15 protein-coding genes are annotated in these 17,567 nt (G+C 63.4%); 8 read left to right on the top strand and 7 right to left on the bottom strand.

Features of this window, described 5'->3' with window-relative positions; all coding sequences use genetic code 11:
* Nucleotides 1-3: 3 nt before the first annotated feature.
* The 4 genes from E4631_RS10110 to E4631_RS10095 form a co-directional block, all read right to left on the bottom strand.
* Nucleotides 4-1,227, bottom strand: a complete 1,224-nt coding sequence (locus E4631_RS10110; protein ID WP_133655529.1) for a hypothetical protein — start codon at nucleotides 1,225-1,227, stop codon at nucleotides 4-6.
* Between the two features lie 170 nt (nucleotides 1,228-1,397).
* Nucleotides 1,398-2,684: a chloride channel protein gene (locus tag E4631_RS10105; RefSeq protein WP_240734817.1), complete on the bottom strand. Its 1,287-nt coding sequence runs from the start codon at nucleotides 2,682-2,684 to the stop codon at nucleotides 1,398-1,400.
* Nucleotides 2,685-2,736: 52 nt separating this feature from the next.
* Entirely contained in the window at nucleotides 2,737-3,753 is a 1,017-nt protein-coding gene (locus tag E4631_RS10100; protein ID WP_133655530.1) for a hypothetical protein, read from the bottom strand.
* A gap of 124 nt (nucleotides 3,754-3,877) precedes the next feature.
* The gene (locus E4631_RS10095; RefSeq protein ID WP_133655531.1) at nucleotides 3,878-5,725 is read right to left on the bottom strand and encodes an SWIM zinc finger domain-containing protein; all 1,848 of its coding nucleotides are present in this window, start codon (nucleotides 5,723-5,725) and stop codon (nucleotides 3,878-3,880) included.
* A 179-nt stretch (nucleotides 5,726-5,904) separates the two neighbouring features.
* Between E4631_RS10095 and E4631_RS10090 the strand changes: the two genes are divergently transcribed.
* The 5 genes from E4631_RS10090 (at nucleotide 5,905) to E4631_RS10070 (ending at nucleotide 12,417) form a co-directional block, all read left to right on the top strand.
* A complete protein-coding gene (locus E4631_RS10090) occupies nucleotides 5,905-6,834 on the top strand; it encodes an SPFH domain-containing protein (protein ID WP_133655532.1) in 930 nt (309 codons plus the stop codon).
* A 51-nt stretch (nucleotides 6,835-6,885) separates the two neighbouring features.
* Nucleotides 6,886-7,689 carry an energy transducer TonB gene (locus E4631_RS10085; protein WP_133655533.1) on the top strand — a complete coding sequence of 268 codons (804 nt, stop codon included), beginning with the start codon at nucleotides 6,886-6,888 and terminating at the stop codon, nucleotides 7,687-7,689.
* A 185-nt stretch (nucleotides 7,690-7,874) separates the two neighbouring features.
* Nucleotides 7,875-9,515, top strand: a complete 1,641-nt coding sequence (locus E4631_RS26935) for an OmpA family protein (protein WP_135318603.1) — start codon at nucleotides 7,875-7,877, stop codon at nucleotides 9,513-9,515.
* 188 nt (nucleotides 9,516-9,703) lie between these two features.
* Nucleotides 9,704-11,161 (top strand): Asp-tRNA(Asn)/Glu-tRNA(Gln) amidotransferase subunit GatB, encoded by a 1,458-nt coding sequence (gene gatB / locus E4631_RS10075; RefSeq protein ID WP_133657291.1) that lies wholly within the window; start codon nucleotides 9,704-9,706, stop codon nucleotides 11,159-11,161.
* Nucleotides 11,162-11,292: 131 nt separating this feature from the next.
* On the top strand, nucleotides 11,293-12,417 hold the full coding sequence (locus tag E4631_RS10070; RefSeq protein WP_166648061.1) for a TlpA disulfide reductase family protein: 1,125 nt from the start codon (nucleotides 11,293-11,295) through the stop codon (nucleotides 12,415-12,417).
* A 131-nt stretch (nucleotides 12,418-12,548) separates the two neighbouring features.
* On the opposite strand, the gene E4631_RS10065 is transcribed toward E4631_RS10070, so the two are convergent.
* The 3 genes from E4631_RS10065 to E4631_RS10055 all read right to left on the bottom strand — a co-directional run bounded on the left by E4631_RS10065 (nucleotide 12,549) and on the right by E4631_RS10055 (nucleotide 14,803).
* Entirely contained in the window at nucleotides 12,549-13,331 is a 783-nt protein-coding gene (locus E4631_RS10065; protein ID WP_133658993.1) for a hypothetical protein, read from the bottom strand.
* 13 nt (nucleotides 13,332-13,344) lie between these two features.
* Entirely contained in the window at nucleotides 13,345-13,824 is a 480-nt protein-coding gene (locus E4631_RS10060; RefSeq protein ID WP_133659053.1) for an acyl-CoA thioesterase, read from the bottom strand.
* A gap of 304 nt (nucleotides 13,825-14,128) precedes the next feature.
* Nucleotides 14,129-14,803, bottom strand: a complete 675-nt coding sequence (locus E4631_RS10055; protein ID WP_133658994.1) for a protein-L-isoaspartate(D-aspartate) O-methyltransferase — start codon at nucleotides 14,801-14,803, stop codon at nucleotides 14,129-14,131.
* 177 nt (nucleotides 14,804-14,980) lie between these two features.
* On the opposite strand from E4631_RS10055, the gene E4631_RS10050 reads away from it, so the two are divergent.
* From E4631_RS10050 to E4631_RS10040, 3 genes are all read left to right on the top strand, one after another.
* A complete protein-coding gene (locus E4631_RS10050) occupies nucleotides 14,981-16,399 on the top strand; it encodes a sugar transferase (RefSeq protein ID WP_240734815.1) in 1,419 nt (472 codons plus the stop codon).
* A gap of 240 nt (nucleotides 16,400-16,639) precedes the next feature.
* Nucleotides 16,640-17,257: a riboflavin synthase gene (locus tag E4631_RS10045; protein ID WP_133658995.1), complete on the top strand. Its 618-nt coding sequence runs from the start codon at nucleotides 16,640-16,642 to the stop codon at nucleotides 17,255-17,257.
* A 67-nt stretch (nucleotides 17,258-17,324) separates the two neighbouring features.
* Nucleotides 17,325-17,528, top strand: a complete 204-nt coding sequence (locus E4631_RS10040; protein ID WP_133658996.1) for a hypothetical protein — start codon at nucleotides 17,325-17,327, stop codon at nucleotides 17,526-17,528.
* Nucleotides 17,529-17,567: the final 39 nt, after the last annotated feature.

Below are 17,567 nucleotides of genomic sequence, written 5' to 3'. Positions count from 1 at the left end.
TGGCTAAAACACGTCGCCCAAGTTGAAAAATACGCCCTGCGAACCCTGAATGCCGAAGGCATAATCCACGGCCAGATAAGTACTCGATTTCTTGCTCAAACACAGCCGGATGCCGGTGCCCGCGGCTGGCGCCACGCGCCCGTAGCCGGTGTCGGGGTTACGGGCCGACTGGCCATTCAGAAACACTACCCCCCCCAACACCCGCGAGGGCGTGAGGTTGAAGCGGTACTCGGCCTCGCCATACACGAGGCTGGTGCCCCGGAAGCGCCCCTGGATGTAGCCCCGGCCGGTGACGCTGTAGGTGTCCCAGCCCGTGGAAGGCAGGTCGAGGTAGGGCGCGGCCTGGCCCAGGGCAAAATCGCCGTAGAGCCAGAAGGCCAGTACGTTGCCACGCCGCCCGGCGCGCAGGTAGCGCCGGGTGTCGAACTGCGCGAAGCGGTAGCTGGCATCCGAGCCCAAGGCCTGCATATTGGCCCGCAAAGAGAGCAGCAGGTAGCTTTCGCCGGCGGCGGGGCGCAGTTGGTTGTCGCGGGTGTCGCGCAGGACCGACGCCACCAGGCCCGACGACGTGGAGCGCCCCGCTACCCCCGGCCGGTAGCCCGAAATCTCGTACACCTGCCGGCCGTTGCCATCTACGGTTTCGATGTCCCAGCGCGAATCGAGGAAGTAGCCGCCGCCCACGTAGAGGCTGCCCGTGGGGCCGATGCGGTGGTAGTAGCTCTGGTGCACGCGCAGGAAGTTGTAGTTCATGCCCATCGCGTCCTCCATACTGGAGCTGCTGCCCAGGCCGTAGGTCTGCTGCGGGTAGTGTAGCAGGCGGTAGTCGGCCACCCACAGGCTGCGGTTGTGGGTGGTCCAGAGCGGCCCATTAAAGGCCAGAATCAGCTGCTGATTCTGGGTGTAAGTGAGCGTGGCCGAGAGCGCCGACAGGTTGGCCTCGGGCCGCTGAAAGGTGTAGCTGGTGGTGAGGGTGGCCAGAAACCGGGCCTCCAGGGTGTAGGCCACGGCCGGCAGCGGCACCAGCGAGTGCGTTTTGGGCGGGCGCACGTGGGCCGAATCGGGGGGGGTAGGGCGCGGGTGTCGCCGCGGAAACACCTGGCGCACCAGGTCGCCAAGGTCCTTGGTGGGGTGGGGCAGCGAGTCGGGGCGCGTCGGGCTGAGCGTTTGGGCCCGCGCCGTAAAGGCGGCTAATACCAGTACTATAAAGCGTAATCTTTCAGCAATCATTAGTTCTTAATCCGCCATTCAACCAGCAGACGCGGCTAATGATTTGATATTTTAGCCGAAGTGTTTTCCGGCAGCAGCGGCAGTAGCGCGGACTTTGTAGTCCGCGACCCGGAACGACAAGCTTTGGACCGGCGCAGTAGCGCGAACTACAAAGTTCGCGCTACTGCGCCCTACAGCTCGCCTAGCCGCTGCCCGGCCTGCCGGGCCAGCAGCGGGTGCTTGGCCTGGCCCACCACCTGCGCGCCATAAATGCCGCCGTGGCCCGAAAACAAATACGCCACCACGCAGGCCAGCCCCAGGTAGATACCCGCGTGCACCCCGAACAATTCGAGCCCCATCAGCAGGCAGGCCAGCGGCGTGTTGGCTGCCCCCGCAAACACGCCCACGAAGCCCATGCCCGCCAGTAGCGCCACCGGCAGCGGCAGCACGCCCGCCAGCGCCGAGCCCAGCGCAGCCCCGATGAAAAACAGCGGCGTCACCTCGCCCCCCTTAAAGCTGGCGCCCAGCGTGAGGGCCGTCAGCAGCAGCTTGAGGGCAAAATCCTGCGCCCCCAGCTGGTGCTGAAACGCCTCCACAATGACTGGCACACCCAGCCCGGCGTAGCGCATAGTGCCCAGGCCCCACATGGCCGCCACCACCAGCGCGCCGCCCACCACCGGCCGCAGCGGGGGGTAGGCGATAGTTTTAGCAAAAACCTTCGAAATGGCGTGCGTGAGCGTGGCAAACGCCCGCGCCGCCAGCCCAAACAGCGCCCCCGCCAGCAGCGTGGTGCCCAGCCCACCGGCCGTGAGCGGCAGCGCCGCCAGGGTGGGGTAGGCGGTGTGGCCCACGCCCCAGGCCCGCGTGACAGCATCGGCTACCACGGCGGCCAAAAAGCTGGGCAAAATGGCCTCGTAGCGCACCTGGCCCAGCAAAAACACCTCCAGCCCAAACACTGCGCCCGCCAGCGGCGTCCCGAATACCGAGGCAAAACCGGCGCTCATACCCGCAATGAGCAGCAGCCGGCGCTCGCGGCGCGGCAGCCAGCGCGCCAGCTGGTCGGCCAAGGCCGCGCCCATCTGCACGGCCGTGCCCTCGCGCCCCGCCGAGCCGCCAAATATGTGTGTGAGCAGCGTGCCGCCCAGCACCAGCGGCACCAGCCGCAGCGGAATCGTCGTGCTGGGCGCGTGGATTTCGTCCAGAATCAGGTTGTTGCCCCGCACTACCCGGTCGCCGAAATAGTGGTAGGCCAGGCCCACCACCAGGCCGCCCGCCGGCAGCAGCGCCAGCGCCCAGGGGTGGGCCGTGCGCCAGTTGGTTACCCATTCCAGGCTCACCAGAAAGCCCGCCGAAGCGGTGCCGGCCAGCGCGCCCACCAGCGCCGCCAGCAGCAGCCAGCGCAGCGTAAATACGGTGGTATAAGTAGTAGAAGCCGCCCGAAAGGAGCGCAGCGCAGAAAAGGAAGAAACGGTAGCCACGGCGCGAAGTAACAAGATGATGCAGCCACCGCGGCCTGCGTGGCCAGGCGGCTCACTTCACCGGTTGCAAATACAGCAGGGTGGTTTGGTAGGGCCGGCTGGGCGTGTACTTGTCGTTGATAACGAAATAGCCGCCTTTGTAGGCGGCAATGCCTTCCCAATTGTAGCCCCGGTACTTCTCCGGAAATTCCCACAGCGGCTGCCAGGTCAACTTGTTATCGCTGAGCTCAATAGTAAGCAGCCGGGAATAATTTTTGTAGCCCTGCCCGTCCCGGATGAGCTGCGCATTGGGCAAGTCGCCGGCCGGCGTGCGGTAAATGGCATCCCCGCCCTCGCCCTTGAAGAAAAAATTCAGGGCCGTAAAGCGGTTTTTGCTGGCCGCCGTGATGTCGGTGATGCGGAAAGGCAGCTGGGTGATGGGCAGCTTGCCCGGCGCGCTGGCGCTAGATAAATTCTTGTTATCCAAGTAATAAGTATAGTTTCGGGCCGGAAAGCTGTTGTATTCGAAAAAGGCCAGCAGGTGGTCGTTAGCCTCGGCTAGCGCCTCGAAGCCGGCGTTGTAGATGTGGCTGTCATCGGCTGCCAGGGGCTTGGCTAGGGGTAGCAGAAAGGTGGTGTCGAGCACCACGGCGTCGGCGCGCAGCTGGCCCTTGAGCAGGTAGCAGGTGGACGAGGGGGTATCGGTTTCGACCGACAAATACACCACATCCTGCACGAGCAGCATGGCCTCCAGGCCCTCATAGCGCTGCCCGGCGGCGGCCATTTTGGTGCGTAGCGCGGGCAGGCCCGTGATGGGCAGCTTCTGGTAGGGCAGCACGTAGGTAGTATCGGCTAGCTGGCGGTCGAGGTCGGCGAGGCGCACGGTATAGAGCTTGGCTTCGGCCTGGTCCTGGAGCCGGCTCTCCGACAGCAGGTAGAGCTTGTCGGCGCTGGCGGCGAGCCCGGAGAACTGGTTGTCGTAATAGGCTACTTCCTTCGGTAGCCGCAGGTTGTGCACCGTGAATTGCGGTTGCTGCGCCTGTGCTGGCAGCAGGCTCCCCCACCAAAGCAGGGTTAATAAGTATTTCATTAATAAGAAGTTAAAAAATATAATCCCACCCTCAGCAAATACTCGTGCCGCCTGTAAGTAGCGCGAACTACAAAGTTCGCGCTACAGCCCTTGCACCCGCCCGGCGCGCTCTAAACGGCTGCATCTAACTGGGATTGCGCCCGCTTTTCTTCTTGATTACGGGTACGTCCGGCTCCGCCGCCACCAGCAGGCCCTCGCGGCGCAGCACATCGCGCAGCCCGTGCAGGGTAGGAAACTCCGTGCGCAGCTCCTGGGCCAGGCGCAGCACCGGCTCGGTGAGGCGGGGCGCCGTGCCGCGCATGCTCACCAGCCAGCGGCCAATGCGCTCGTAGAGGAACGCCCCGCGCTTGGCCCCGGCGCGGCCGTTGAGGTAGGCGGGCAGGCGGGTTTCCAGCTCCAGCATCAGGGGCGTGGGGTCTACGGCGGCCAGGCACATCAAGGCAATTTCGGAGTGGTAGGGCGGGCTCACGTGCAGCCACTCCAGGCCCAGCACGAAGGTGCGCAGGCCGGCCACATCGGCGGTGCGGGCCAGCAGCTCGGCGGCAAAGGCCACGCTGCCGCGCCGGGCGGCGGCGGCGGCCACGGCTTCGCGCACCAGGGCGGTGGTTTCGGCCTCGCTCAGCAGCGGGTGCAGGGCGGCGAAGTCGTCGAGGCTGTGGTTGGCCAGGGTGCGGTAGCGCAGGGCGGCGGGGTAGAGGGTAGGGGCCTGGTCCACGGCGAAGCTGCTGAGCACGTAGCCGGCAAACTGGTCGGGCCAGGTGGCGAAGGCGGTGGTAGCGGTGCGCAGCCGAGCGGGCAGGTCGCCCTGGTTGGCGTAGTAGCTGAGCAGCTGCCGGGCCACCTGGGCATCGTCGGCCACCAGGGTTTCGGCGGTGGCGAGCCAGGCCGCGTCGTCGGCCAGGGTGCGGGCCAGGCGCCGGCGCAGGTGGGCCAGGGTGGCGGGCGCCAGTTGAGCCGCGTTCAGCAGCGCCGGAAACAGCGGCGCGGCCGTGGGGTCGGCGGCCAGCGCTTCGAGCAGCGGCTGCCAGGTAGCGTCGAAGTCGGGCCAGCGGGCTGGCGGGTTGGCCAGGTGCTTGGTAAGCCAGGTAATGGCGCTTTTCACTTCGCGGGCGGGCAGCACGGCGGTGGTCAGCAGCAGCGGCCAGTCCTCGGTGGCCAGCACCTCCTGCCACTGGTCCAGCGCTTCCTGGCCGTAGTCGCCAAAGGCGCCGTAGTCGTCGCTGGCCGGCTCTTCCACCTGAAAAATGGCCCCGCAGGCCGTGGCCCAGTAGCGCAGCGCCTCCTTCAGCTGCCCGCCCCGCGCCAGAGCCAGCAGCTCGGCGGCGAAGGGGTGCAGCTCTTCGCGCACTAGCTCATAGGCGCCCTCCACCAGCGCGTCGCCCTCGTCGTAGCCGTAGTCCGGATTGCTCTCAAAAAACTCGTCGCCAAATTCCAGCGCTTCCAGGGTGTCGCGCAGGCGCTCGGCCAGGTGCTTGGTGGGGTCGGGGGCCTTGGCCTTTTTTTCGGGCGCCGCCGGCTCGCCGAAGGCCAGAAACTGCCGGGCCAGGTCGTCGCTCTTGCGCAGGGCCAGTTCCAGAAAGCGCAGGCGCTCGGCCTCGGGGCGGGCGGCCCAGGCGCGGGCCACCTGCGCGGGCAGGTCGGCGGCGTTGGCGTTGGCGGAGGGGGTAGGGGCGGCAGTTTCGGCCGGCAGCTGGCCCAGGCTGTTGCCGTAGGTAGCCAGCACAGCCAGGCCCAGCGCCACGCTGTGCTTGCAGATGCCGTCCCAGTCGTAGGCGCAGTCGCAGCTAAACTCGGCCGCGCCGCTGGCCAGCCACAGCTGCACGCTGTAGCGGTAGGTGCCCTGCACGCGGGCGCTGAAACGGGTAGGGGCCGCGCGGGCCAGCTTGTGCACCGCGCCGGCGTCGTACAGCGCCTGGCCGCGGGCAAATACTTTAGCCTCGGCCAGGCGGCGCAGGGTTTGCTGAGTAATCATGGTAGGCTAAGACAAGTAGGACCGAGGCAAAAATAACGAAGTGCTTCCTACCCCCCTGCCTGCCTGTAATGCCCGCAGCCCTACGGCGATATAGTAGCGCAGCTGGCAAATAATGCTAACTTGCCGCTGTTCAACTCCCTTTCCCTTATCACCTTCTCCGGCGCCCGGCGCTCTTGCCCATGGCATTCTCATTAGTCCTCTTAGGCTTTGTGCTGCTGACCTTGTTTCTGAGCTACGTCATTGTGCCGCAGGGCACGGTGGCGGTGGTCACCGTCTTTGGTAAATACCGGCGCGTCATGATGCCGGGCCTGAATTTCAAGCTGCCTTTTATCGAGAATGTCTTCAAGCGTATCTCCATCCAAAACCGCTCATTAGAGCTAGAATTTCAGGCGATTACTATCGACCAGGCCAACGTAAACTTTAAGGCCATGCTGGTGTACTCGGTACTCAATCAGGCCGACGAAACCATCAAGAACGTGGCCTTCAAGTTCGTGGACGAGCGCAGCCTTATGCAAGCGCTCATCCGCACCGTGGAGGGCAGCATCCGGGCCTTCGTGGCCACCCAGCGGCAGGCGGCGGTGCTGAGCCTGCGCGGCGAAATCGTGCTGCACGTGAAGGACCAGCTCGACGAAACCCTCGAAAGCTGGGGCTACCATTTGATTGATTTGCAGCTCAACGACATCGCCTTCGACGAGGAAATTATGCGCTCGATGGCCAAAGTCGTGGCCAGCAACAACCTCAAGGCCGCCGCCGAAAACGAGGGCCAGGCCCTGCTCATTACCAAAACCAAGGCCGCCGAAGCCGAGGGCAACGCCATCAAGATTTCGGCCGAAGCTGAGAAAATCGCCGCCCAGCTGCGCGGTCAGGGCGTGGCGCTGTTCCGCGAGGAAGTGACCAAGGGTATGGCCCACGCCGTGCAGGAGCTGGCCGACAATAACCTGGACCCCAGCCTGGTGTATTTTTCGATGTGGACCGAGGCCATCAAGCACTTTGCCGAGCAGGGCAAGGGCAACGTCATCTTCCTTGATGCCTCCAACGAAGGCCTCGAAAAAAACCTCAAGCAGATGGCCGCCTTGCAGCACCTCGACCGCCCCGCCACCCTGCGCTAGGCGCGGTTTCGGCCCCGCTACCCCCACCGCTCTCCGTCCACAAGCTTAGCCATGCGTTACCTCTACGTTACGATTTTGGGGCTGGCGGCGCGCGTGGCTCAGGCCCAGCTGCCGGCCGATAGCCTCGCCTCGCGGCCCGATTCGAGCCACTACGAAGTGGCCCTCGACAAGCGCCGCGTTGGCTCCTACACCGACCCGACGGGCGCCTGCACCGAAGAAATGCAGTGGGGCGAGCCCGGCGGCCTGGTGCGCGCGTACTACCCTTCGGGCCATTTGAAAGAGTACGTGCCCTACGCCGACTTGGCGCGGGGCTACCGGTGGGGGGTAGCCACCTCGTGGTACGACAACGGCCAGCTCGGCGCCTGGCAGGCCTACCAAGACGGCCAGCGCCACGGCCCGCTGGTGCTCTACTACGAGTCGGGAATGCTGAAGCGCCGTACCGAGTACGTGGCCGGCAACGAGCTACCTGGTAATTGCTACGATGCAGATGGCCAGGCGATTGCCTATTTTCTCTATGAGCAATTACCGCTCTACCCCGGTGGCCACACCCAGCTCACCAAGGAGATAAATCAGACCCTGCGCCTGCCCCGGCTGCTGCCGGTTTTTTACTACGGCCAGCATTACCTGGTTGAGGTAGCCATTCAGGTAGCCGAGGACGGGAGTATTCAGAATCCGCATGTGGCGGTATCGTCGCGGGTGCCTGAGCTCGACCGGGCGGTTCTGGCAGCGGTGACCAAGCTTTCCAAGCGCTTCAACCCCGGCAAGCGTGATGGCCTGCTGGTGCGGTGCGTATATCATTTGCCTGTCGAGTTTGCCGCGCCCAGCCAGCCAGCCAGGCGAGCCGATAGTCTCTGAGCCTTGCAAAAGCACAACTTAAACTAAGATAAGCCAGTAACTGTGCCCTGTGGCTACCTTTGTGGCGTCACAAGCGTGCCCCTTTGTCCAGTTTGGGTGGGGTAGGCAGGCTAGCTTTGCGGCGCCAATGTGCCCTACGCTCCTCGTTCTCAGTCATCTTTTTTCACCTTTCCCTTTCTTCTTTAATGAAGCACCCACTATTCACCACGGCTCTCCTTGGGCTGGGGATGCTGGCGGCAGTGCCGCGCAGCCACGCGCAGACGGTCGACCGTAAATTCGGCGTCAGCGGCTACGTGACGACCCTACAATACCGGGGCGACCTGGGTAGCAGCTTCTGGGACCTCCGCAACGCCACCTACGGCGGCGGCCTCACCCTGAGCCGCTACCTTACCAAAGGCTTGGACATCAACCTGTCGGCTAACCAGTCGCTGCTCCGCTTTCCGGGCCAGGAGAACACGTTTACGTCTCCCACCACGCCTGGCAACTATGCCACGGCCCGCCGTTTCTCGGCTAACATCACTACGTTTGGCCTGGGCTTCAAGCTGAAGCTGCTCCCCAACTCGCCCGTAGTACCTTACATCCTGCTCCAGCCGGGCCTGGCAGTGGTCTACTCTGACCGCTACATCGCTTCGGCGCCCACCGTGAGCAACCACACCAGCTTTGGCTCTTTCGATGGCCAGGCAGCTTTGGGTCTGGACTTTCACCTGACGCCCGGCTTCGGCATTTTCGTGCAGGCTGGCCAGCACTACCTCGACCGCGACGACGACCGCCTCGATGGGGTGGGCAGCGGCGCTACCACGTTCTGGGACAAGTACGACCGCTACATGCAGTTCTCGGCCGGCCTCACCGCTAACCTTGGCAAAGCCAAGGATACGGACGGCGACGGTGTGCCCGACCGCAAAGACAAGTGCCCCGATACCCCATCGGGCGTGAAGGTGGACGTGAACGGCTGCCCGCTTGACACCGATGGCGACGGCGTTCCCGACTACCAGGACAAGTGCCCCGACGTGAAAGGCCTAGCTGCCCTGCAAGGCTGCCCCGACGCCGACGGCGACGGTGTAACCGATGCCGACGACAAGTGCCCCAACACCCCGGCCGGCGTGCGCGTCGATGCCTCAGGTTGCCCGCTCGATGCCGATGGCGACGGCGTAGCCGACTACCTCGACAAGTGCCCTGACACCCCGGCTGGCGTGAAAGTGGATGCCACTGGCTGCCCGCTCGACCGCGACGGCGACGGTGTGCCCGACTTCCAGGACCGCTGCCCCGACCGTGCCGGCCCCGCCAGCAACAAAGGCTGCCCCGAGATTCCGGCTGAGACGAAGAAAATCCTGAATGAGGCCACGAAGTACATCAACTTCGACTTCAACAAGGCTACGCTGAAGGCGTCTTCGTACCCCAAGCTGCAGCAGATGGTGCAGATTATGAACGACTACCCGGACTACTCGCTCAGCATTGCCGGCCACACCGACAGCAAGGGCGCCGACGACTACAACCTGCGCCTGAGCTACGAGCGCGCCGCCTCGGCCCGTAAGTACATGCTCGACAAAGGCATCCCGGCCGACCGCATTGAGGCCCGCGGCTATGGCGAAACCAAGCCCATTGCCAGCAACACCACGGCTGCCGGCCAGGCCCTGAACCGCCGCGTAGACTTCGACCCCTACCTGACAGGCGAAACCAACGCCGCCGAAGCCAAATACGGCGCGGCCCCGACGGTTTCGGAAGTTAAGGCGGCTGGCGAGAAGCTACCCGGCAAGAAGACGACCGGCACCGGTGCCCCCCGCAGCCGCAAGGCTCCGATGAAAAAGGCCCCGGTGCGCAAAAAGTAAGCGCATCCCAGCCCTTCGGCTACGTTGAAAAGCAGCCCGTTCCACCTTGGAGCGGGCTGCTTTTTTTGCTAGATAAGGGGGAAGTAGGGGGTAGGGGCCTTGCTGCCGTAACCCGAGGCCCCGGAATCGGCTTTAACTTGCGGCCGCGTTGCGACGGTAATGGTCGCAACCAGCTCACTTCTGCTTATATGGACGACGCTCTGCTTGCCAACTACCAGCCCGTGATAGGCTTGGAAGTACACGCCCAATTGCTGACGCACAGCAAGATGTACTCTTCGGATGAGAACGAGTACGGCTCTTTACCTAACACTAACCTCTCGGTGATTACCCTCGGCCACCCCGGCACGCTACCCCGCGTGAACCGCACGGCCGTGGATTTTGCCATCAAAATGGGCCTGGCCACCAATTGCCAGATACAGCGCGAGAACGTGTTTGCCCGCAAAAACTACTTTTATCCCGACCTGCCCAAGGGCTACCAGATTACCCAAGATAAAACCCCGATTTGCCACAGTGGCCACCTCGATATCCGGCTGGCCGACGGCAGCACCCGGCGCATCGGTATCACGCGCATTCACATGGAGGAAGACGCGGGCAAATCGATGCACCTGGCCGGCGAAACCGAAACCCTGGTAGACCTGAACCGCGCCGGCGTGCCGCTCATCGAGATTGTGAGCGAGCCCGACATCCGCACCGAGGAAGAAGCCTACGCCTACCTGGCCGAAATCAAGAAGCTGGTGCAGTACCTGGGCGTGTGCGATGGCAACATGGAAGAAGGCTCGCTGCGCTGCGACGCCAACGTGAGCGTGATGAAAAAAGACGCCACCGAGTTCGGTACGAAGGTGGAGGTCAAGAACATGAACTCCTTCCGCAACGTGCAGCGGGCCATCGAGCACGAGGTGCGGCGCCAGGTCGAAATCCTGGAAAATGGGGGGGTAGTAGATTCCGAAACGCGCGGTTTTGATGCCACCACCGGCACCACCAACGGCCAGCGCTCGAAGGAAACACTAAACGACTACCGCTACTTCCCCGAGCCCGACCTACCCCCCCTCATCATCGACGACGCCTGGCTGCACCGCGTGCAGGCCGAGTTACCGGCCCTGCCGCAGCAGCTCTACGCCCGCTTCACCGGCGAGCTGGGCCTGAACGACTACGACGCCAACGTGCTCATTGACCAGAAGGAAGTGGCCCAGTTCTTCGACGAGCTGGCCCGCCTCACGCCCAATGCCAAGGCCGCCGCCAACTGGGTGATGGGCCCCGTGAAGTCGTACCTCAACGAGCGCGCCCTAGACCTGGCCGACTTCCCCCTTGACCCCGGCCAGCTGGCGGGCATCATCGAGCTGATTGACGCTGGCAAGATTAACTATTCGGTGGCCAGCAAGCAGCTGTTTCCCTACCTGCTCGAACACCCCACGGCCAACGCCACCGGCGCGGCCGAAACGCTGGGCCTGCTCACCAAAGCCGACGCGGGCGAGCTGGAAACTCTTGTGCAGCAAGTATTAGCCGCCAACCCGGCCAAAGTGGCCGAGTATCGCGCCGGCAAAAAGTCGCTCACCGGCATGTTTATGGGCGAGCTGATGAAGCTGACCGGCGGCAAAGCCGACCCCAAGCTAGCCAACCAATTGCTCCGCAAAGGCCTCGACGGGTAAGGAATCGCGACCGCAGGCGTCTACCTAAGTGCCTGCGCCGGAACCAGCCGGCCCGTTTGCGTGTCCGCAGGGTAGCCGCGTTGCGCTATCCGTGCTAGCCCGTCTTTAATCAGTAGTAAATGACTCATCTTATGAAACCTGCTCTCGTTGCCGTGGCGCTGCTCGGCCTTACCAATGCCTGCCAGAATGCCAGCGCCGCCGAGGGTTACCAGATAACCGGCCAGCTGCGCAACGTGCCGGCCGGCACCACTTTGCACCTGTCGGAGCTCACCAGCAGCCAGTTTGTGGAGCGCGGCACGGCCAAAACCGATGCCCAGGGCAAGTTCACGTTCAAAGGCACGCTGCCGGTTACGGCGGCTGTGTACCAGCTCAAGGTTGATGAGCCCAACCAGATATTGCTCGTGCTCGACAACAACACGCACCTCACGCTCTCGGGCGATGCCAAAAGCCTACCCACCAGCTACTCGGTGAAGGGCTCGAAAGACTCGGAAGTGATTCAGCAGCTGACGCGCACCATGAACGCCAGCCGCGACCAGATGCAGCGCCTGGGCCAGCGCTACAACGCTGCCGGCCAGGCCGGTCACACCGATTCGCTGGCTGCTATCGAGCAGAAGTACAACACGTTGCAGCGCGCCACGGCCAACCGTGCCAAGGCGGTGATTCGTCGCAACGCCACATCCGTAGCCGCCGGCTTTGCCACGCTCAGCTTCGTAAACCCCGACGACGACTTCGCGTTTGCCGACTCCATCGCCACGGTGCAGCGCAAGGCCCAGCCGGCCTCGCCCTTTACTCAGGCCCTCTCCGAGCGCCTGGAGCCAATGCGCGCTACGGCCATTGGGGCCGCCGCGCCCGAGATTAACCTGGCTACGCCCGAAGGTAAATCCCTATCGCTCAAGAGCCTGCGCGGCAAGTACGTGCTGGTCGATTTCTGGGCCAGCTGGTGCGGCCCCTGCCGCCAGGAAAACCCGAACGTAGTGAAGGCCTACAACCAGTTCAAGGATAAGGGCCAGGGCTTCACCATCTACAGCGTGTCGCTGGACGATGACAAGGACCGCTGGACCAAAGCCATCGCCGCCGACGGCCTGGCCTGGCCCAACCACGTCTCGGACCTTAAGAAGTGGAGTAACGCCGGTGCCGCCGCCTACGGCGTGCAGGCCATCCCCGCCTCCTTTCTACTTGACCCCAACGGCAAAATCATCGGCAAAAACCTGCGCGGCCCGGCCCTGGAAGCTAAGCTGGCTGAGGTGCTGAAATAAGCGCCTCTTGTCATTGCGAGCGCAACGAAGTGGAGCGCGGCAATCGCCCCAGAACGACTCTTTCGGGTATCGTTCTGGGGCGATTGCCGCGCTCCACTTCGTTGCGCTCGCAATGACAAGAGGCTCAGGCCCTACTTTGGAAACATCCGCTGCAAGCCGGCCCACAGGCGCTTTTTGAGGCTCACATCGTACTCCACCATCTCGACCTCGGCGCCGGCCAGGTAGGAGAGGCCCACCGCCGGAAACTGCACTGGCTCGTAAATCTGGGTGGTGCGCACGGCCACGTCGAGCAGGTTTCTGCCGAAAGCCAGGATGGTAGTGGCGGCAATTTCCTTGCGCAGGTTGGCCAACGCCACCGGGTAGGGGCCGTCTACATTCACCAGTACCACATCGGCCATCACCAGGCCAATGGCTTGCAGCAGTTTGTTGAGAAACACGTTGCGCGGTAGCTTCACGAACTGCGCGGGGGGTAGGCGCACCAGGAGCACCACGCCCGCCGCATTGGCGCCCAGCGTGTCAAACGTCGTGAGCAGGTAGGGCGCCACGGCCGGCGCATCGGCCGGGCCAGCGAATACGGCTGGCGGCTGCACTGGTGCGCTGACTGGCGCTGGCCTGGGAGCTGCTGCGGCCACCGGCGGCGCGGGCGGGGGTAGGGGCACGCTGGCGCTGGCAGGCAGCCTGGCCGGCGCGGCGGGGGGTAGGGGCACTATCGGCAAGACTACGGTGGGCGGCGGAGCCACGGCTACCGGGGCCGGCGTGGGCGGCGGCAACGCAGCTAGCGCGGGTGCAGGCGCGGCCGCTGCTGGCTCATTTGTCACCAGCGGCTCTGCAGCCACGGCAGGCATGTAGAGCGTCACGCCGGTATAGAAGTTTTGCAGGAAGGCCAGGGTGCCGCTTTGCTCGTCCTCAGTCATGTATGAAGAATGATTAGGTTAGCTCAAACAACGCTTTTAGCTCGGCGGCATCGCTGGGCTTCATGCGGCCGGCCAGCACCAGGCGCAGCTGGCGGCGGCGCAGGGCACCTTCGTAGAGGGCGATTTCGTCGGTAGTTTCGGGCACCGCTTCGGGCACGTCGATGGGGCGGCCCGACTGGTCTACGGCTACGAAGGTGAAGAAGGCTTCGTTGGTTTTGAGCTTGGTGCCGCTCGGAATATCCTCGGCCCACACATCAATGTGCACCTCCATGCTGGAGCTGAACGCGCGCGTGACCTGCGCCTCCAGCGTCACCACGTTGCCCAGCCGAATAGGGTCGCGGAACGACACGTTATCGACCGAGGCCGTAACCACGATGCGGTTGGAGTGCTTCTGGGCGGCAATGGCGGCGGCAATGTCCATAAGGTGCATCATGCGGCCCCCCATCAGGTTATTGAGCGTGTTGGTATCGTTGGGCAGCACCAGCTCGGTCATGATGACGAACGAATCGGAGACGGGACGTTGCTTTTTCAAGTAGAAATTGAAAATGATAAAGTAGAAATAGACAGCGGGTGGGATAAAAGATAGCGGGGCAAGAAAAGTCGTGCAAAGGTAAAGCCTGCGCCTACCCCTCCGCTTGGCAGGCAGAACCCTCCATTTCTACTTCATACCTGCTGTTGCACCGTGTTTGTCGCCCGGTAGTAGCGCGAACTTTGTAGTTCGCGCCCCCGCGCCGTTAGCATCAACCAAATGGCGCGGGGCCGCGAACTACAAAGTTCGCGCTACTCCCTTTGCCAATTCAACTCGCCCAGCCCGCCGCGCCCAGCAGGGGCACGAAGCGGCAGTCGCCAAACGCCTCGCGGGCGAAGGTTTCGGGGCCCTCGCGGGTGATGCGTAGCAGCTGTTGCTGGCCCAGGTCGGCGGCGCCCACCGGCACTACCAGCCGCCCCCCAATGCGCAGCTGCCGCAGCAAAGCGGGGGGTAGGGCCGGCGCGCCGGCCGTGACCAGGATGCCATCGTAGGGCGCCAGCGCGGGCAGGCCCAGCGAGCCATCGCCCAGGTGCAGGCCCGCCGTGGGCAGGCCCAGCGCCGCCAGCCGCTGCCGGCCCCGCTCGTAGAGCACGGGGTTGAACTCGATACTTTGCACCTGCTCAGTGAGTTGGCACAACACGGCAAACTGGTAGCCTGAGCCGGTACCAATCTCCAGAATGCGCTGGCCGGGGCGCACATCCAGCAGCTCGGTCTGGTAAGCCACGGTACTGGGCTGCGAAATCGTTTGGCCCTCGCCAATGGGAAAGGCCTTGTCCTGGTAGGCGTGGGCCTCAAACGCCGAGGCAAAAAACAGGTGGCGCGGCACTGCGCCAATGGCCGCCAGCACCCGCTCGTCGCGGATGCCGCGCTGCTCGCGCAGCAGCGTAACCAGGCTGCGGCGCTGGCCGCGGTGGCGGTAGGTATCGGGTAGAGAAGGCGTGATGGGGTAGGGGGTTAAGAGTTAAAGGTTAAGAAGCGGGAATCAAGGCTCAGCTATAGGAAGGGGGTAGGGTTTTTAACTCCCGACTCCTATTTCTTACCTCTTAACTCCCAACTCTCCCACTTGGCCGACCTATTTTTGCGCAGCCCCCACAAAAATACACCCTACCCCTTCCCCACCTTGCTGCTCCGCCGAATTCAGTATCTTAAGCTTGTGGCGGCCGATTTTGGGGCGGCGCTGCTGGCCTGGGTGGCGTTCTTTCTGGTGCGCAAGTACCTGTTGAGCGAGCTGACGGGCTATCATTTTAGCGAGGGGGTGCTGTTTTACCTGTCGGGGGCGGCCGTAATGATTGCCCTGTTCTGGACTACGCTCTACGGCCTGCTGGGCGAGTACCGCGATATTTTCCGCAAGTCGCGCCTCAGCGAGCTGATTCGGCTGGCGCGGGCCTCCCTGCTGGGCACGGTCGTTATCTTTTTCGCCCTGCTGCTCGACGACCAGGGCGTGAACAACTACCACGCTTATTACAAGACTTTTACGGCCTATTACCTGCTGCACTTCACCATTACGGCGGTGCTGCGCATCTGGGCCGTGAGCAGCGTGCAGGGCTTGGTGCGAGGCGGAGTTATCTCGTTTCCTACCCTCCTGATTGGCTCCAATCGCCTGGCCCTGAGTACCTATCGCGAGCTGGCGCGCACCGGCCGGCACCTGGGCCTGCGGCTGGTGGGCTTTGCGCCCATTGGCGCGGCCATCGACCCCGAACTGGCCCAGGCGCTACCCGAAGTGGGCTCGTACCAGCAGGTGCCCGACCTCATCCAGAGCCTGGCCATTGAGCAGATTATCATCGCCATCGAGCCCAGTGAGCACCTGCGTATTCAGGAAATCCTGACCCTACTGGAGGGCTTGCCGGTAGGTATCAGCGTGCTGCCCGACCTGTACCAGATGCTGCTGGGCTCGGTGAAAGTCAATCACTTATTTGGCACGCCGCTCATCGAAATCAAGCAGGATTTGCTGCCCATCTGGCAGCAGGTGTTCAAGCGTGCGCTCGACGTGGGCGCCTCGGGGCTGTTTTTGCTGCTGGCCTGGCCGGTGTACCTGTTCACGGCAAGCATGGTGCGCTCGTCGTCGCCGGGGCCTATTTTCTACCGCCAGCAGCGCGTGGGTAAGAATGGTGTGCCGTTCAATATTATTAAGTTTCGCTCGATGTACGTCGATGCCGAGCGGCTGGGCCCGTCCCTAAGCTCCGACTACGACCCGCGCATCACGCCCTGGGGCCGCTTTATGCGCCGGGTGCGGCTCGATGAGTTTCCGCAGTTCTGGAACGTGCTCAAGGGTGATATGAGCCTGGTGGGCCCGCGCCCCGAGCGCCAGTTTTTCATCGACCAGATTGTGAAAATCGCCCCCCACTACCGCCACCTGCACCGCGTGCGCCCCGGCATTACCAGCCTCGGCCAGGTTAAGTACGGCTACGCCGAAACCGTGCCCCAGATGGTCGAGCGCCTCAAGTTTGACATCCTTTATATCGAAAACATGAGCCTGGCTATGGATTTTCGGGTGCTGCTTTATACACTGAAAATCATTGTAGAAGGGCGGGGCAAATAGACCGCAGATTTAACGGATTTCGTGGATACGCTGCTTCGCAGTTGGCTGCGTGGGGGGCTTGGGGTAGCTTGCGGGCAGGCATCAACTTCTACCTGCTTACCCGGTTTATGAGTTATTGTTTGCGTCTGCATGGCCCTAGGTCAGCCTGCCGGCGTCAAGCCGCACCCGCGGCCCACATGCGTAGTCAGCTGCGAAGCAGCGTATCCACGAAATCCGTTAAATTAGTTAAATCTGCGGTCTATGTTCACCGGAATTATTGAAGCCGTCGGCACCGTCGTCGGCATTGCCGAAGAAGGCACCAACCGCCACTTTACCATCCAGTCGCCCTTCGCCAGCGAGCTGAAAATCGACCAGAGTGTGGCCCACGACGGCGTATGCCTCACGGTAGTAGCCCTCGATGCGGCGGCCGGCACGCACGTGGTTACCGCCATCGACGAGACGCTGCGCAAAACCAACCTGGGCCAGTGGCAGCCCGGCCGGCACCTCAACCTGGAGCGCTGCCTGGCCGCCGGCGGGCGCTTCGACGGCCACATCGTGCAGGGCCACGTCGATGCTACTGCCGAGTGCCTCAGCGTGCAGGACCAGGATGGCTCCTGGCTCTTCCGCTTCCGCCACGAAGCCGGCCCGCAGCGCCTCACGGTAGAGAAAGGCTCCATCACCATCAACGGCGTGAGCCTCACCTGCTTCGACTCCACGCCGACCGAGTTTTCGGTGGCCATTATCCCGTATACCTACGAGCACACGGGCTTCCACCAGCTGCAAGCCGGCGACCGCGTCAACCTGGAGTTCGACATCGTGGGCAAGTACGTGGCCAAGCTGCTGGCCAGCCAGGGCCTCATCGCCAGTGCCGAGGCTTAACTAGTTGGTCTTGGGCGCGTAAAGCAGGGGTAGGCGGCCCGTCACATCCCGGCCACCTACCCCCCTCATGGCCCACAAACGCGAAGAAATCGAACCCAACCCCGGCGACAAGCGCTACATCCGCCGCGACGACGACGGCCAGATTGACACCTCGGTAGACCTCAACCGCTCCCTCTCGCAAGACGACCGCCACAACGCCAAGGAAACCAGCAAGCCCGGCCAGGGCGACCACGGCGACGGCCACACCGGCAACCGCGAGCCAGCGGAGTAATCAAGTGCTATTTACCTTGCAGATGAATGATTGGTCTGC

The organism is Hymenobacter sp. UV11 (assembly GCF_004684095.1).
GTDB lineage: Bacteria > Bacteroidota > Bacteroidia > Cytophagales > Hymenobacteraceae > Hymenobacter.
Note: the sequence above shows the minus strand (reverse complement) of the source record. Positions and strands in the feature narration are given on the sequence as shown.